The following is a 15,818-nucleotide window of genomic DNA, read 5'->3' as shown; positions in this document are numbered from 1 at the left end:
AAAGAATTATGAAAAAAAATATAAAATGGCTACTATTAGTTTCTTTAAGCTTTGTAGCGTGTAATAATGATGATGAAGTAGTTGCAGAAGTTCCTGTGACTGCTGGTTCAGCCAATTTTTCTAAATATGTAGCACTAGGAGATTCTTTTGCTGCTGGTTTTAGCGATAGTGCGCTTTTTATAAAAGGACAACAAAATTCATATCCTAATATTTTAGCTGGACAATTTGCTCAAGCGGGTGGAGGTGCTTTTACTAATCCATTAATGTCTGATAATATTGGTGGTTTTGCTGGATCACCAATATATACCCCAAGATTGGTTTTTAATGGATCAGGACCGGCGTCACTAGCCTTACCTCCTTATAGTCAAGCTGCTACAACAAGCCAAACGGCAATTTTGTCAGGGTCTTTCAATAACATGGGTATTCCAGGCGCAAAAAGTTTTCATTTGATAACTGCAGGATATGGTAGTGTAGCTGGTAACCCATATTTTGCAAGATTTGCAAGTAATCCAATGGCAAAAGTTATAGACGATGCAATAGCACAAACGCCAACTTTCTTTTCTTTATGGATAGGAGGAAATGATGTTTTAGGATATGCTACAGGAGGTGGAGTAACTACTACAGAATCACCTTCAACAGGAAATAACATCACTCCAAATGCAACTTTTGATGCTTCATACAATGCTTTAGCTAGTCAATTAGCTGCTGGAGGAAAAAAAGGAGTGGTTGCAAATCTACCATATGTAAGTACTTTGCCTTATTTTTCTAGAGTTCCATATAATCCAGTAACTCTTAACGCTACTCAAGTTGCTCAACTAAATTCAGGATATGCTGCATATAATGCAGGTTTAACATCTGCTGTGGCTGGTTTGGGATTGACACAAGCGGAAGCGGATAGAAGAAAAGTTGTTTTTGTTGTTGGTTTAAACCCTGTTATTATTGTAGATAATTATTTGATGAACCTTACTGGGTTTGGTATTCCTTCATACAGGCCAGCAACAAAAGAAGATTTATTAGTATTACCAGCAAGTTCCTTTATTGGAACCTTAGTAGGAGGAAATCCTGCTGCAATTAATGGAGTTAGCGTTCCTTTAGCTGATAGATGGGTATTGTGTAAAAATGAAGCAGCTGAAATTAAAATAGCTACAGATCATTACAATACAACTATAGAAGCTGCGGCTAATACAAACGGATTAGCTTTTGTTAATGCTAAAAAAATAATGGATCAATTAGTAAACGGAGGAATTCGTTTTGGTAATTATCACATGTCTGCAACTTATGTTACCGGTGGAGCTTTCTCTTTAGATGGTGTTCATCCAGGAGCTAGAGGTTATGCGCTTATTGCTAATAAATTCGCAGAAGCGATTAATGCTAAATACGGTTCTACACTTAGACCTGTAGATTTAGGGAATTATCAAATACAATATCCAGCAATTATAAACTAATATATAGTTTTTATATGAAAAAGCCATCAACGAAAGTTGGTGGCTTTTTGCTTTAAATAAAATATTTCAAATTTAGATTTGAAAAAGTCTTTAAAAAACATAAAAAAATTATTGATTTTATATTTTAAAAAATTATCTTTGCACTCTGAAAATAGTAATGTTTTCACAAAACCTAAATAGCTATTTAATAAATACATAAGCAATGTCAAAAGTAATAGGAAAAGTTTCGCAAATCATCGGGCCAGTTGTAGACGTAGTATTCAACGGTAAAGATGTTGAGCTTCCAAAAATTTATGATTCATTAGAAATCACTAAGAAAGACGGTACTTTATTAGTACTAGAAGTACAATCTCATATTGGAGAAAATACAGTTCGTACCATTTCTATGGACTCTACTGATGGTTTAAGTAGAGGTTACGAAGTAGTTGGAACTGGAAATCCAATCAAAATGCCAATTGGTGCAGATGTTTACGGACGTCTTTTCAATGTAATTGGTGATGCAATTGATGGTTTAGGGAACTTACCAAAAGATGGTGAGAACGGAATGTCTATTCACCGTCAAGCGCCAAGATTCGAAGATTTATCAACATCTTCTGAAGTTTTATTTACAGGAATCAAAGTAATCGATTTAATTGAGCCTTACTCAAAAGGAGGGAAAATTGGATTGTTCGGTGGTGCTGGAGTTGGTAAAACAGTATTGATTCAAGAATTGATTAATAATATCGCAAAAGGTCACGGTGGACTTTCAGTATTCGCAGGAGTAGGTGAAAGAACACGTGAAGGAAATGACTTACTTCGTGAGATGTTAGAGTCAGGAATTATAAAATATGGTGAAGATTTCATGCACTCTATGGAAAATGGAGGATGGGATTTATCTAAAGTAGATATGCCAGGAATGAGAGAGTCTAAAGCTACTTTCGTTTTCGGACAAATGAATGAGCCACCAGGAGCTCGTGCTCGTGTAGCGCTATCTGGATTATCTATTGCGGAATATTTCCGTGACGGAGCAGGTTCAGACCAAGGAAAAGATGTATTATTTTTCGTAGATAATATCTTCCGTTTTACACAAGCAGGTTCTGAGGTTTCAGCACTTTTAGGTCGTATGCCATCTGCGGTAGGTTACCAACCAACATTGGCTACTGAAATGGGAGCGATGCAAGAGCGTATTACTTCAACAAATAAAGGATCTATTACATCTGTACAAGCGGTTTACGTTCCTGCAGATGATTTAACGGATCCGGCACCAGCAACAACATTTGCTCACTTAGATGCTACAACAGTATTGTCTCGTAAGATTGCTGAGTTAGGTATTTATCCAGCGGTTGACCCGTTAGATTCTACTTCAAGAATTTTGACTCCACAAATTTTAGGTGATGAGCATTATGACTGTGCACAAAGAGTAAAAGAAATCCTTCAAAAATACAAACAATTGCAAGATATTATTGCGATTTTAGGTATGGAAGAACTTTCTGAAGAAGATAAATTATCAGTTTCTAGAGCAAGACGTGTACAACGTTTCTTATCTCAACCTTTCCACGTTGCAGAGCAATTTACAGGATTGAAAGGAGTTTTAGTTGATATTAAAGATACTATCAAAGGATTTAATATGATTATTGATGGTGAATTAGATCACTTGCCAGAAGCAGCTTTCAACCTTAAAGGAACTATTGAAGATGCTATTGAAGCAGGAGAGAAAATGTTAGCAGAAGCATAATTCAATTAACAATGGATAATTAACAATTGAGAATTCAAATAATTATCAATTATTCATTATCAATTATCAATTATAGGAAATGATTTTAGAAATAGTATCACCAGAAGCATCATTATTTAAAGGAGAAATCACTTCAATTTCTGTACCAGGAGTTGATGGTAGTTTCGAAATGTTAAATAATCACGCACCAATAGTTTCGTTACTTCAAAAAGGAACTGTAAGAATTACAGCGCCAAGTTTCAAGTTTAGCAAAGAATCTAAGGATTTGTTTACTAAAGTAAATGATCAAAATTATACACTTGCTATTTCGTCAGGAACTCTCGAGATGAAAGACAATAAAGTAATTGTTTTAGCAGACTAAAAACAATTTCAAAATAAATAGAGAAAAGCCAAGCATTATTGTTTGGCTTTTTTTATTTAAAGCTTTGCTTTAGTTATCTAAATAATAGTTTTATTTCATTATTTAGCTCTTCTTCATTTAGGTTTCCAATTAATTTTTTCACTAATTCACCTTTGGAATTATAAAAATAAGTGGCTGGTAGAGATTCAATACCGTAACTTTGGTTTGATTTTAAATTGTGAATAATGTTTAAATCATAATTATTTTTCGCTTTAAATTTCAATAAATTCTCAATTTCTTCTTCGGAAACCATTAATATTTCAATACGATCTCCATATTTTTTTTTAATATTTTCAAAATCAGGAAATTCCTTTACGCAAGGTGCGCAAGTTGTCGCCCAAAAATTCACAATAATGGGTTTTCCTGTTTTTAAATGAACAGCTTTCTTTTGTAGATTTTCTGTTTTTATTTGTCCAAGATCTATTGCTTTTAAGGGTGTGGTTTTAGATAATTTAGTAGACACATAGTAATAAAAAATTAAGGATATGAATACGCCAGTTAGAACTCCAGTTTTAAAAGTTATTTTTTTCATGATTAACATTTAATTTCGTATATTTATGTAACCGAAAATAACTCCCAACGAGAAAGTTATTAATGTTGTTGTTATTATTCCTGTTATAATTCCTAATAAAAATCTGATTGTTTTTTTCATTGTTTTTTAATTTACTCTTTAATAAATTCCATAATATCACCAGGTTGACATTCTAATATATCACAAATTAATTCTAATGTAGAAAATCGGATGGCTTTTGCTTTTCCGGTTTTTAATATAGATAAATTAGCTGTTGTTATGCCAATTCTATCTGCCAATTCATTCGAACGCATTTTTCTTTTGGCTAACATAACATCAAGATTTACGATAATAGCCATGATTATACGGTTAAGTCATTTTCTTCTTTCATGTTTTTGGCAATTTTAAAAACTTCGCTCAAGACCAGAAAAAATAAACCCAATGATATGAGATACAAAAACGGACTTCCTCCTAATTCTAAATTTACTTCATTTTTTAAAATTTTATAAATAAATAGAGGAATACCGGCTAAAATAGCTGATAGTAGAAACACATAACCAATTTTATTAAAATAATCGACCACTTCATCTACAAATATTTTTCTAAGTTGAAATAAATACAATAACTTTTTGAAATAATATATTCCGTATAAAAACAATAAATAAGAAAAGACTCCGAAAATTAGAATGATTTTCGATGCTAAATCAACAGTTTTAACCTCCAGACCATTTATTTTGATAGGAATATCAAGTGTTTCACCAGTGAATAAAAGGTAAAAGACAAAAAACAGAAATAGTGGTGTTGCTATTAAGGAAATAACCCAAAAGTAATCTACAATGGTTTTTAACAGGTTTAATTTTTTCATAATTTGGTTTTTTAGTTTCAGCAAATATATAAAAATTATCGATAAACAATAATAAATACTAAAAAAACAATAAATTTAAAATAAAACTAAAAAGCCAAGCATTATTGTTTGGCTTTTTTTATTTTTGGAGTGAAGATTTTCAAACTAAAATTATCAATAAATGAAAACAAAAATACTTAGTATATTATTCGCAATTGTATTGAGTTGGCTTTTGTTAGGTTTTACTCAACAACAAGCGACTGGATCATTGTTAGTGACTAATGCCAAGACCAATAAAAGCATCAATGTTTGTGAAATGAATTCTGTTCAAAAAATTGAAGCCATATTAGGTGGTGCAAAATCATTAAATAAAGAAGTTCTTGAGCCTAACGAAGAGCCAGTTTATATTTTTACATACGATGGTTTGACAATAGAAATGCAAAATGATAGAATTATGGAAGTTACAATTTCCAACAAAAAATGGAAACTAAATACGTTGTCAGTCGGAATAACAGTAGCGCAAATGTCGCTTAAATTTGAAAGAAGCGAATTTGACTATTTGAAGAATCCCCGTTTTATAGTAAAAAATTCTAAGGCTAATTTATTTGCAGAAATAGATGAAGCAACAAACATAGTAAAAAAAATAAGAATTCTTTTTTAAGGGTTTTAGATAGTTCATCACTCAATTAAGTTTTACCTTTGTTTGCATGAGAATTTTACCAAAATCACTTTTAATAAAACTAGAACAACGTAAACAAAATAATGCTTTACGAAGTTTGCCTTTAATTAATAATTTAATCGATTTTGCTTCCAATGATTATTTAGGATTTGCTCATTCAGAATCAATTTTTGATAAAACACACCAACTTTTACTCGATAGAAATAGTAAAATAAACGGAGCAACAGGATCTCGATTGCTTTCAGGGAATCATCATTTATATCAAGAAACAGAAGATTTTATTGCTGGTTTTCATCAATCAGAAAAGGCTTTAATTTTCAATTCGGGATATGATGCCAATGTTGGCTTTTTTAGCGCAGTTCCGCAACGAAATGATATTATTTTGTTTGATGAATTGTGTCATGCGTCTATTCGTGACGGAATTCAATTATCCAATGCAAAATCGTATAAATTCAAACACAATGATTTTGAAGATTTAGAAAAATTAATTTTTAAATATCAAACTGAACTTGTCGAAGTGTATATTGTTACCGAAAGCGTTTTTTCTATGGATGGCGATTGTCCAAATTTAGAAGAACTAGCACAATTATCTGAAAAATACAATTGCAATTTAGTGATAGATGAAGCACATGCTTTAGGCGTTTTTGGAGTAAAAGGTCAAGGATTAGTACAAGAATTACAATTGCAAAACAAAGTGTTTGCCAGAATCATGACTTTCGGAAAAGGATTAGGTTGTCACGGCGCCGCTATTTTAGGGAGCCAGAATCTCAAAGAGTATTTAGTTAATTTTGCACGAAGTTTTATTTATACGACAGGACTTTCTCCACATTCTGTTGCGACGATTTTAGTAGCTTATCAGGAACTGGAAGCCAATACAAAACAAATTGATAAACTTCGAGAAAACATCATTCATTTTAATCAAGAAAAGCAAATATTAGGATTGAAACCAATGTTTGTGAGAAGCAAATCGGCAATACAATCTGCTATTATTCCAGGAAATCAAAACGTAAAAAATATAGCCAAACAAATACAAGAAAAAGGATTTGATGTAAAAGCAATACTTTCGCCAACAGTTCCTGAAGGTCAAGAACGATTGCGTATTTGTTTGCACAGTTATAATTCTAAAGAAAAAATTTCGGAAGTGTTGCGTTTGTTAAGTAACTTTGTGTTTTAAATAAAATTCAAATCCTGACAGGATTATAAAACTAAAAAAATGAAACTATTTATAACAGGAATATCAACCGATGTTGGAAAAACCATTGCCTCATCAATTGTAGTCGAAGCATTAGAAGCTGATTACTGGAAGCCCATTCAAGCAGGAGATTTAGACAACTCGGATAGTCATAAAATCGAGTTATATGTCTCAAATAAAAAAACGGTAATTTACGAAAACAGTTATAAACTCAATACACCAGCCAGTCCACATCTTGCTGCAGAAATTGACGGAATAACGATCGATTTAAAAAAAATAACAGAACCTTCTCCCGATAGCTATCGGGATAAAAACCATCTTGTAGTTGAAGGTGCTGGTGGACTTTTCGTTCCATTAAATGAAACCGATTGTGTTATCGATTTAATTAAACCAGATTACAAAGTCATTGTCGTTTCTCGCCATTATCTAGGAAGTATCAACCATACATTGCTTACAATCGAAGCTTTACAAAATAGAAAAATAACTATTGCAGGAATCATTTTTTCTGGCAATGAAAATAAATCGACAGAAGAAATTATTTTGTCAAAAACAGGTGTAAAACTTATTGGGAGAATAAACGAAGAGCCTTATTTCGATAAAAATGTAATCTTAGAATATGCCGATATTTTTCGCGAAAACCTTCTAAATTTATAAAACCTTTATGAAACTCTGTATTTTTCTTCATGTATCTTTGTCAAATAAATTTTCACTAAATGAACCTTTCCGAAAGAGATCAAAAACACAATTGGCATCCATATACTCAACATAAAATTTCACAACCCGAAATTGCAATTACAAGAGGAGAAGGCGCATTATTATGGGACGAAAACAACAAAGAATACATCGATGCAATTGCTTCTTGGTGGGTTAATCCATACGGACATTCAAATAAATACATTGCCGATGCCATTTACAAACAACTCACCACTTTAGAACATGTTTTGTTTGGCGGATTCACACATGAACCCGCTGTTTTGTTATCAGAAAAATTAATAGAGATTTTACCTAATAACCAACAAAAAATCTTTTATTCTGATAATGGTTCCACAGCGGTTGAGATCGCTATAAAAGTGGCGATGCAATATTTTTATAATAAAAACGAAAAACGAACCACAATAATTGCTTTCGAAAATGCTTTTCATGGTGATACTTTTGGAGCAATGGCAGCGAGTGGTATTTCGTTTTTTACAGAAGCATTCAAAGGATCGTTAATTCAAGTAGTTCGAATTCCTGTTCCAACTATTGGTCATGAAAAAGCAAGTTTAGACGCTTTGGCGAAAGCCATAAAAGAATATGATTGTGCCGCTTTTATTTTCGAACCACTGGTTCAAGGAGCAGCAGGAATGGTTATGTATGAAGGGTCGGAATTAGATAAATTAATAAAAATCTGCAAAGAAAATCAAGTTTTCACTATTGCCGACGAAGTGATGACAGGTTTTGGAAAAACAGGAAAGACTTTCGCTTGCAATCATCTAGAAGAAAAACCAGATATGATGTGTTTGTCTAAAGCCTTAACTGGTGGGGCAATTCCTATGGCGATTACCACATTTACCCAAGAAATTTTCGATGGTTTTTATGACGACGATGTAAATAAAGCCTTGTTTCACGGTCATACCTTTACGGCAAATCCAACGGGTTGTGCGGCTGCTTTGGCAAGTATACAATTGCTGAAATCTGATGAAATGCAAGAAAATATTGAAAGAGTAAATAAACAACATTTACAATTTCAACAAAATATAAAACAACACGCGAAAGTAAAAACAACAAGAGTACTTGGTGTGATTTTTGCTTTAGAAATTAAAACCGATAACCAAGAATCGTATTACGGTAACCTTCGTAACAAACTCTATAATTTCTTTATCGAAAACGGAATAATTCTCCGACCAGTAGGAAATATAGTTTATATTTTACCTCCTTATGTTATTACAAACGAGCAATTGCAAAAAGTATATCGAACTATAGAAAATGCCCTTGAAATAGTCTAATTTTACATTATTATAAATATATAAAATCCGCGTTTGTAAATCCGTTTTATCCGCGTTCCATACTAATGCAAACTAAAATAGCCATAACCGCCTTTTCTTCTTTTTCCCCATTAGGTAATCAACCCGAGTTAATTTGGTCAGCATATCTAAAGGAAACTTCGTTAATTTCCGAAAAACAAATTGGTAACCAAATAATTCCCGTAGCCACTATTTCGGAAGAATTAAAAAAGGAGGTTGAAGAACTAAAAGCATCGGACAATAAATACAAATCATTAGATAATTCCGTTTTATATGCGATTTTGGCTTCTCGTCAGGCAGTTGAAAATGCTGGTTGGACACAAAATGATATTTTCGGAATTAATATTGGTTCTTCACGTGGTGCCACCGATTTATTCGAAAAACACCACCAAGAATTTATCGAAACTGGAAAAACAGGAACATTAGCCTCTCCAACCACAACTTTAGGTAATATTTCTTCTTGGATTGCGCACGATTTAAAAAATTCTGGACCAGAAATATCACATTCTATAACTTGTTCTACAGCTTTGCATGCTTTGCTAAATGGAGTAGCTTGGCTTCGAGCGGGAATGGCCGATAAATTTCTCGTTGGCGGAAGCGAAGCGCCACTTACACCATTTACCATTGCACAAATGCAGGCTTTAAAAATTTATTCGAAAGAAGAAAATGAGTATAAATGCCGCGCTTTCGATTTACATAAAACCAAAAACAGCATGGTTCTTGGCGAAGGTGCTGCTGTGATTTGTTTAGAAATTGGCGAAAGCAAAAAAGCTTTGGCTTATGTAGAAGGAGTAGGTTATGCTACGGATATTTTAGAACACGGAATATCTATTTCTACCGAAGCAGATTGCTTCCAGAAATCGATGAAAATGACGTTGCAAAATACTAATCTATCAGAAGTGGATGCCATTGTAATGCATGCGCCAGGAACGGTAAAAGGCGATTTGTCAGAATATAAAGCTATTCAAAAAGTATTTGGTAAAAATTTGCCAATGCTCACCACAAATAAATGGAAGATTGGACACACTTTTGGAGCATCTGGTATGTTAAGTGTTGAGTTGGCGATTCTAATGATACAACACAATCAGTTTATTGGAGTTCCTTTTGCAGAAACGCAAACAGAAAAAAAACAAATTCGTAAAGTATTAGTTAACGCAGTAGGTTTTGGCGGAAATGCGGTTTCTGTGTTGTTGAGTTTGTAAGTTATTCATAAAACAGTTACATCTATTATAACTTCATACTATTTTTTTGGATACTTGCTTTGTGGTAACCACTATTTTCTATAAAATCTAACTAACAATTCGTTTTTATTGTGACTATTCCAAACAATTATTGAGAATAGTTACTAAAAATCCGATGTTAAAAAAAGTGTTTTAACCAAAAAAAAAGAGCTATTACAGCTCTTTTTATATATTTTGAATTAGAAATATTTTTAATCTAAATAATAAATATATCCAAAGTTTAGCCAAACATTCCAATCGTTTGCTTTGTTTTCTTTATATATTGTTGGATCAGGGTTTAAGCCATCAACCCAGTTAGAAAAATAATATTGTACACGTAAATCAAGGATTAAATCAGAAAGTGGACTTAATTTATATCTAGAACCCACACTTGATACAACAGACCAAACACTTCCTCCATTATTCGTAAATCCATGTGCTTCTCCATCAGATGGGACCCAATATTTAGGAGAAAAAACATTTGCTTCTATTAGTTTTCCATTTCCATAAGAAGTGGTAACCTCTGGATTATAAAAACTAAAGTGACCACCCAAACTAATAAATGGAGCAAAAGCACCATCAGTAGCAGTAAAATCACGAATACTCCAAGGATAATATTCTAATTGCATACCAATATCAGTAACAGAAGTACTTCCTTCCATCGCTTTTAGTTTTTTAGCTTCTTCATTTCTTGCTACTCTTTCAGGAGTAACCCATTCTCCAAAATGATTTAACTTAGTTTTGTTATAAGAAATCTCACTTCTTAATTTAAAATGATCATTAAAATAGGTCTCAGGAGTATAACAGTTACAATCTGCTCTGTAAGAAAAGTTAAGATAGTGAATTAAACCAATGCCAATTCCAGTATTTCCCGCATTAGTTTTTAAATCTCTACGTTGCCCGTAATCTGATTGAAATGCAACGGGACCTGCAATTACACCTACTTCGTGAGAGAAACCAAACTGAGCATGTAGCGAGTTGATAGATCCTAAAAGGAGTAAAACGATTAAGCTAAATAATTTGGGCATGATTAAGGATTTAATACATTATCAGACAAATATATAAAAACATCAAAGACTTCAAAAAAAAAAACGTTTTTTTTTATATTTTTAAATTCTAACTAGAGTTTAATTTAAAATTTTCTTGGCTATATTTTTATAAAATGTATATTTGCTGTTCGTAACGAAAACGTTTTCATTAAACGTTCATAATCTATAAATCATGTCACAAAGTATTGATGCTTTCTTACAAGCAGTAGGTAAAAGAAATCCAAATGAGCCAGAATTTATGCAGGCTGTCAAAGAAGTTGCTGAAACAGTAATTCCTTTTATTGAAAAAAATAAAAAATACGAAGGCAAAATGCTTTTGGAAAGAATGGTAGAAGCTGAACGTGTTATTATGTTTAGAGTTGTTTGGTTAGATGATGCTGGAAAAACACAGGTTAATCGTGGTTACCGTATTCAGATGAGTTCTGCCATTGGACCATACAAAGGAGGAATTCGTTTTCACCCTTCAGTAAATTTAAGTATTCTTAAATTTTTAGCTTTCGAGCAAACTTTCAAAAATAGTTTGACAACTTTACCAATGGGTGGAGGAAAAGGTGGAGCTGATTTTGATCCAAAAGGAAAATCAGATAATGAGATTATGAAATTTTGTCAAGCATTTATGACAGAATTATGCAAACATATTGGTTCTAATACTGACGTTCCTGCTGGAGATATTGGTGTAGGAGGAAGAGAAGTTGGTTATATGTTTGGTCAATACAAAAGAATTAGAAACGAATTTACTGGAGTTTTAACTGGTAAAGGAATTTCTTTTGGAGGATCATTAATTCGCCCTGAAGCAACTGGTTATGGCGATGTATATTTCGCTTACAGTATGCTAAAAACTAAAGGACAAAGCTTCGACGGAAAAACTGTTGTTGTTTCAGGTTCTGGAAATGTAGCGCAATATGCTACAGAAAAAGCAACTCAATTAGGAGGAAAAGTAGTTACAATGTCAGATTCAGCTGGTTATATTTATGACGAAGCAGGTATAGATAAAGAAAAACTAGCTTATGTAATGGAAATTAAAAACGTAAACTACGGAAGAATTTCTGATTATGTGACAAAATATCCTAGCGCAAAATATATTGCAGGAAAACGTCCTTGGGAAGTAAAATGTGATATCGCATTGCCTTGTGCAACTCAAAACGAACTAAACGAAGAAGAAGCAAAAACTCTTGTAGCAAACGGATGTATCTGTGTGGCTGAAGGAGCAAATATGCCTTCTACACCAGAAGCGGTTACTGTTTTTCAAAATGCAAAAATATTATTTGCACCAGGAAAAGCATCTAATGCTGGTGGAGTAGCAACTTCAGGTCTAGAAATGTCTCAAAACTCTTTACGATTAAGTTGGTCTTCTGAAGAAGTTGATGATCGTTTAAAAGTTATCATGAAAGACATTCACGAAGCATGTGTACAATACGGTTCAGATGGAAATGGATATGTAGATTATGTAAAAGGGGCAAATATTGCAGGTTTCGTAAAAGTAGCCGATGCTATGTTAGGTCAAGGAGTAGTTTAATTACTTTAATTTTTTTATAATAAAAACAAAAGTGTTCGTTAAAGCGAACACTTTTTTTATACACAAATATATTAAAACCTAAATAAAATCGTTTTTATCCTATATTTGTAATGGTTAATTTTTTTTACATGAAAAACAAAGGTTTTGTATATACAATATTAGTATTGGTATCATTTTTTGGGCATTCACAAAACAACAAGTTGTGGAAAGGTTATTTTTCGTATAATGCAATTAAAGATATTTCGCAAAGTTCGACTCAAGTTTATGCTGCGGCAGAAAACGCCTATTTTAAGAGAGACATAACCACTAACGAAATAGCGACAGTTAGTACAATTGAAGGGCTTTCAGGGCAAAATATTTCACAAATTTATCATAGCGAAACGTACAAAAAGACAATTATTGGTCATAATGACGGATTACTAATTGTTGTAAATGATACTGATGGAACAATGCTTAATGTAGTTGATATATTAAATAAACCGTCAGTTCCACCCAACAAAAAGAAGATAAACCATTTTATGGAGCGCAACGGAAAGGTATATATTTCGACAGATTTTGGAATTTCAGTATATGATTTGAATCTTCTTGAATTTGGAGATACTTTTTTTATTGGGCCTGGCGGATCCAATATCGAAATTTTGCAAACTACAGTTTATAACGGATTTATATATGCAGTTGCTAATGGTTACGGATTAATAAAAGCTTTAGCTACAAATCCAAACCTGATAGATTTTAATCAATGGTCAATGGTTTCTGCAACAAATTGGCTAAGTGTAGAGGCTACAGAAACTGGACTAACAGGCGTAACTCTAGCTGGAGCGCTATACAATATAGTTAGTGACATTCCTGTTTTAGTAACTACTTATCCTCAAATCCCTTTAGATACAAGACACAATAATGGCTATTTAGTTATAACCTCGCAAAATCATGTTTATGTATATAACTCATCATTAACAGAGATTGTACATGTAACAAGTATTTCCAATTTTCCACAAGCTACTTTTACTTGTGCCACAATTATAAATGATAAGCTTTATATCGGAACACGAGAAAATGGTGTCATGGTAACATCATTAAGTAATCCTACAGTTTTTGAAAACACAACGCCAAACGGGCCTGATAGAAATAAAATTTTTGCAGTTCAGTCTTTTTCTAATGGTTTTTGGGCTGTTTATGGAGATTATTCGGTTTCCTACAATCCGTATCCTTTAGATTCCTTTGGAGTTAGCAGATATGATTCGACTAATAATTGGATAACAACTCCTTATCAAGATTTATTTGGAGCAAAATCTATAACTAGAATAGTAATAAATCCAAAAAACGAGAATCAAGTTTTTTTTAGTTCAAATTATTCAGGATTACTAAAATTTGAAAATAATATTCCCATAGCGCCAATATTTAATGCTACAAATAGTAGTTTGCAAACAATTCCAGGACAAGTTCCAGATGATGTTAGAATAAACGGTTCTGCATTCGATAATGATGGAAATCTCTGGATGACAAATTCATTAGTCAGTAAGGGACTTCATGTCTTAAAAACAGATGGTCAATGGCAAGGATATTCACCAACAACTATTACAACTCCGGGCTCAGTTAGTTTTGGAAGATTAGCGATAGACAAAAATGGAACAAAATGGGCTTGTACAAACTTTGAAGGATTAATAGGATTTAATGAAAAATTCTCAAACAGAAGTATAAATATCAAAGAAGGGCAAAACGAAGGCAATCTGCCATCAAACGATGTGCGTGCTGTAGCAGTTGATAATAAAAACAAACTTTGGATAGGAACGGTAGCTGGACTAAGAATTCTACAAAATGTAGATTCATTTTTAAACCAAAACGAGCTAACAACAAATTCTATTATAATTCTTGAAGATGATCTGGCACAGGAACTATTGTATCAACAATTTATTACAGATATTGTAGTTGATGGTGCCAATAATAAATGGATAGGAACTGCTGATGCAGGAGTATTTTACATCTCTTCAGATGGTCAAAAAACGTTCAGTATTTTTACAAAATCAAATTCTCCATTACCAAGTAATATTATAACTGATATTGATATTAATACTAAAACAGGCGAAGTCCTAATAGCTACTGAAAGCGGAATGGTTTCCTTTAAAGGAACTGCTACATCGGGAGCCGAAAATTTCGAAAACGTTGTTGTATTTCCAAACCCTGTAAGACCTGAATTCAATGGAAATGTAGCGGTTTCAGGACTTATGAACAAGTCAAATGTAAAAATCACAGATATAGAAGGAAATTTAGTTCACGAAGGAACTTCCGAAGGAGGAACTATGCTTTGGGATACAAAAGCATTTGGTAAATACAAAGTAGCTTCAGGTGTTTATATGATATTCCTTTCGTCTGATGATGGTGCAGAAACCAAAGTAAAAAAAGTAATGATTGTTCGATAATGCTAGTCAAAACCAAAGCCATTGTTTTTAGCACGTTAAAATACCAAGAAAAAAGCCTTATCGTAAAATGTTTCACACAATCGGATGGGTTAAAATCCTATTTCGTTCGAAACGCTTTTGCAAATAAAAAATCCAACCAGAAAATCGCTTATTTCCAGCCATTAACAATTCTAGAGATAGAAGCCAATCATAAAAACCAAGGCAAACTGGAGCATTTCAATGAGATTAGATTAGCATTTCCGTACCAAACAATTAATAAGGATATTACAAAAAGCACGATAGTCATTTTTCTTTCCGAAATTTTGCACCATAGTATTCGAGAGGAAGAAAAGAACGAAAACCTTTTTTCTTACTTAGAATCAGCATTGATTTGGTTAGATACTCATGACGAGATTGCTAATTTTCACCTCATTATGCTCCTAGAAACCACAAAATATTTAGGATTTTACCCAGATATTTCAAATTCCGAATATAAATTTTTCGAAATGACCGAAGGTGTCTTTTCGCCTTTTCATGCCATCAGTTCGCTCACAGAACACGAGACTAATTTATTCAAAAAACTCATCGATTTAAAATTCGATAATAATCAGAAAACCTTTCATATCATCGAACGTCAAATTTTGTTAAAAATTCTCATCGATTATTATACTTTTCATCTCGACGGCTTCAAAAAACCAAAATCCTTAGAAGTTCTCAAAGAAGTTTTCTCATAAATACTTAATTACAATTTCCTTAAACAAAATATGGGCGTGACCCGAAAAGGGTCGGGCTATCCGTTGCAATCTTTTCTTATACCTGACAGGTTTTTAAAAACCTGTCAGGTATAAG

15 protein-coding genes are annotated in these 15,818 nt (G+C 32.8%); 11 read left to right on the top strand and 4 right to left on the bottom strand.

The features are described 5' to 3' along the window. Window positions 1–8 precede the first annotated feature (8 nt). The 3 genes from ACHZC3_RS02660 (at window position 9) to ACHZC3_RS02650 (ending at window position 3,520) form a co-directional block, all read left to right on the top strand. Window positions 9–1,445, top strand: a complete 1,437-nt coding sequence (locus tag ACHZC3_RS02660; RefSeq protein WP_394758330.1) for a G-D-S-L family lipolytic protein — start codon at window positions 9–11, stop codon at window positions 1,443–1,445. A 202-nt stretch (window positions 1,446–1,647) separates the two neighbouring features. Beyond that, a complete protein-coding gene (gene atpD, locus ACHZC3_RS02655) occupies window positions 1,648–3,159 on the top strand; it encodes a F0F1 ATP synthase subunit beta (RefSeq protein WP_394758329.1) in 1,512 nt (503 codons plus the stop codon). A gap of 79 nt (window positions 3,160–3,238) precedes the next feature. Next, window positions 3,239–3,520 carry a F0F1 ATP synthase subunit epsilon gene (locus tag ACHZC3_RS02650; protein WP_091475086.1) on the top strand — a complete coding sequence of 94 codons (282 nt, stop codon included), beginning with the start codon at window positions 3,239–3,241 and terminating at the stop codon, window positions 3,518–3,520. Window positions 3,521–3,593: 73 nt separating this feature from the next. Here the strand turns inward: ACHZC3_RS02650 and ACHZC3_RS02645 are convergent, their stop codons facing one another. The 3 genes from ACHZC3_RS02645 to ACHZC3_RS02635 all read right to left on the bottom strand — a co-directional run bounded on the left by ACHZC3_RS02645 (window position 3,594) and on the right by ACHZC3_RS02635 (window position 4,935). Beyond that, complete coding sequence (locus ACHZC3_RS02645; RefSeq protein WP_394758328.1) at window positions 3,594–4,091, bottom strand: TlpA family protein disulfide reductase; 498 nt, start codon at window positions 4,089–4,091, stop codon at window positions 3,594–3,596. Between the two features lie 131 nt (window positions 4,092–4,222). Next, complete coding sequence (locus tag ACHZC3_RS02640; RefSeq protein ID WP_394758327.1) at window positions 4,223–4,429, bottom strand: helix-turn-helix domain-containing protein; 207 nt, start codon at window positions 4,427–4,429, stop codon at window positions 4,223–4,225. A 2-nt stretch (window positions 4,430–4,431) separates the two neighbouring features. After that, window positions 4,432–4,935 carry a DUF2975 domain-containing protein gene (locus ACHZC3_RS02635; RefSeq protein ID WP_394758326.1) on the bottom strand — a complete coding sequence of 168 codons (504 nt, stop codon included), beginning with the start codon at window positions 4,933–4,935 and terminating at the stop codon, window positions 4,432–4,434. 160 nt (window positions 4,936–5,095) lie between these two features. Here ACHZC3_RS02635 and ACHZC3_RS02630 point away from each other — a divergent pair, with 160 nt between their 5' ends. From ACHZC3_RS02630 to ACHZC3_RS02610, 5 genes are all read left to right on the top strand, one after another. Continuing rightward, window positions 5,096–5,575 (top strand): hypothetical protein, encoded by a 480-nt coding sequence (locus tag ACHZC3_RS02630; protein ID WP_394758325.1) that lies wholly within the window; start codon window positions 5,096–5,098, stop codon window positions 5,573–5,575. A gap of 46 nt (window positions 5,576–5,621) precedes the next feature. After that, window positions 5,622–6,767, top strand: coding sequence for an aminotransferase class I/II-fold pyridoxal phosphate-dependent enzyme (locus ACHZC3_RS02625; protein ID WP_394758324.1), 1,146 nt, complete (start codon window positions 5,622–5,624; stop codon window positions 6,765–6,767). 39 nt (window positions 6,768–6,806) lie between these two features. Continuing rightward, on the top strand, window positions 6,807–7,439 hold the full coding sequence (gene bioD / locus ACHZC3_RS02620; RefSeq protein WP_394758323.1) for a dethiobiotin synthase: 633 nt from the start codon (window positions 6,807–6,809) through the stop codon (window positions 7,437–7,439). A 59-nt stretch (window positions 7,440–7,498) separates the two neighbouring features. Next, a complete protein-coding gene (gene bioA, locus ACHZC3_RS02615) occupies window positions 7,499–8,770 on the top strand; it encodes an adenosylmethionine--8-amino-7-oxononanoate transaminase (RefSeq protein WP_394758322.1) in 1,272 nt (423 codons plus the stop codon). A gap of 65 nt (window positions 8,771–8,835) precedes the next feature. Next, window positions 8,836–9,990 carry a beta-ketoacyl synthase N-terminal-like domain-containing protein gene (locus tag ACHZC3_RS02610; protein WP_394758321.1) on the top strand — a complete coding sequence of 385 codons (1,155 nt, stop codon included), beginning with the start codon at window positions 8,836–8,838 and terminating at the stop codon, window positions 9,988–9,990. 230 nt (window positions 9,991–10,220) lie between these two features. Here ACHZC3_RS02610 and ACHZC3_RS02605 read toward each other — a convergent pair whose 3' ends face one another. Next, window positions 10,221–11,036 carry a glutamate dehydrogenase gene (locus ACHZC3_RS02605; RefSeq protein WP_394758320.1) on the bottom strand — a complete coding sequence of 272 codons (816 nt, stop codon included), beginning with the start codon at window positions 11,034–11,036 and terminating at the stop codon, window positions 10,221–10,223. A 193-nt stretch (window positions 11,037–11,229) separates the two neighbouring features. Between ACHZC3_RS02605 and gdhA the strand changes: the two genes are divergently transcribed. The 3 genes from gdhA to recO all read left to right on the top strand — a co-directional run bounded on the left by gdhA (window position 11,230) and on the right by recO (window position 15,703). Next, window positions 11,230–12,573, top strand: a complete 1,344-nt coding sequence (gene gdhA / locus ACHZC3_RS02600) for an NADP-specific glutamate dehydrogenase (protein ID WP_394758319.1) — start codon at window positions 11,230–11,232, stop codon at window positions 12,571–12,573. A gap of 128 nt (window positions 12,574–12,701) precedes the next feature. After that, entirely contained in the window at window positions 12,702–14,990 is a 2,289-nt protein-coding gene (locus ACHZC3_RS02595) for a two-component regulator propeller domain-containing protein (protein ID WP_394758318.1), read from the top strand. Next, complete coding sequence (gene recO, locus ACHZC3_RS02590) at window positions 14,990–15,703, top strand: DNA repair protein RecO (protein ID WP_394758317.1); 714 nt, start codon at window positions 14,990–14,992, stop codon at window positions 15,701–15,703. The genes ACHZC3_RS02595 and recO overlap by 1 nt, the downstream gene beginning before the upstream one ends. Window positions 15,704–15,818 lie beyond the last annotated feature (115 nt).

The organism is Flavobacterium sp. (genome assembly GCF_043720215.1).
In the GTDB taxonomy this organism is placed as follows: domain Bacteria; phylum Bacteroidota; class Bacteroidia; order Flavobacteriales; family Flavobacteriaceae; genus Flavobacterium.
The sequence above is the reverse complement of the archived record's forward strand: the minus strand, read 5'-3'. Positions and strand labels throughout refer to the sequence as shown.

Bases quoted from the DNA above. Each gene is read 5' to 3' on its own strand.
- ACHZC3_RS02660 (WP_394758330.1), top strand. From the start codon at position 9: ATGAAAAAAAATATAAAATGGCTACTATTAGTTTCTTTAAGCTTTGTA.
- atpD (WP_394758329.1), top strand. From the start codon at position 1,648: ATGTCAAAAGTAATAGGAAAAGTTTCGCAAATCATCGGGCCAGTTGTA.
- ACHZC3_RS02650 (WP_091475086.1), top strand. From the start codon at position 3,239: ATGATTTTAGAAATAGTATCACCAGAAGCATCATTATTTAAAGGAGAA.
- ACHZC3_RS02645 (WP_394758328.1), bottom strand. From the start codon at position 4,091: ATGAAAAAAATAACTTTTAAAACTGGAGTTCTAACTGGCGTATTCATA.
- ACHZC3_RS02640 (WP_394758327.1), bottom strand. From the start codon at position 4,429: ATGGCTATTATCGTAAATCTTGATGTTATGTTAGCCAAAAGAAAAATG.
- ACHZC3_RS02635 (WP_394758326.1), bottom strand. From the start codon at position 4,935: ATGAAAAAATTAAACCTGTTAAAAACCATTGTAGATTACTTTTGGGTT.
- ACHZC3_RS02630 (WP_394758325.1), top strand. From the start codon at position 5,096: ATGAAAACAAAAATACTTAGTATATTATTCGCAATTGTATTGAGTTGG.
- ACHZC3_RS02625 (WP_394758324.1), top strand. From the start codon at position 5,622: ATGAGAATTTTACCAAAATCACTTTTAATAAAACTAGAACAACGTAAA.
- bioD (WP_394758323.1), top strand. From the start codon at position 6,807: ATGAAACTATTTATAACAGGAATATCAACCGATGTTGGAAAAACCATT.
- bioA (WP_394758322.1), top strand. From the start codon at position 7,499: ATGAACCTTTCCGAAAGAGATCAAAAACACAATTGGCATCCATATACT.
- ACHZC3_RS02610 (WP_394758321.1), top strand. From the start codon at position 8,836: ATGCAAACTAAAATAGCCATAACCGCCTTTTCTTCTTTTTCCCCATTA.
- ACHZC3_RS02605 (WP_394758320.1), bottom strand. From the start codon at position 11,036: ATGCCCAAATTATTTAGCTTAATCGTTTTACTCCTTTTAGGATCTATC.
- gdhA (WP_394758319.1), top strand. From the start codon at position 11,230: ATGTCACAAAGTATTGATGCTTTCTTACAAGCAGTAGGTAAAAGAAAT.
- ACHZC3_RS02595 (WP_394758318.1), top strand. From the start codon at position 12,702: ATGAAAAACAAAGGTTTTGTATATACAATATTAGTATTGGTATCATTT.
- recO (WP_394758317.1), top strand. From the start codon at position 14,990: ATGCTAGTCAAAACCAAAGCCATTGTTTTTAGCACGTTAAAATACCAA.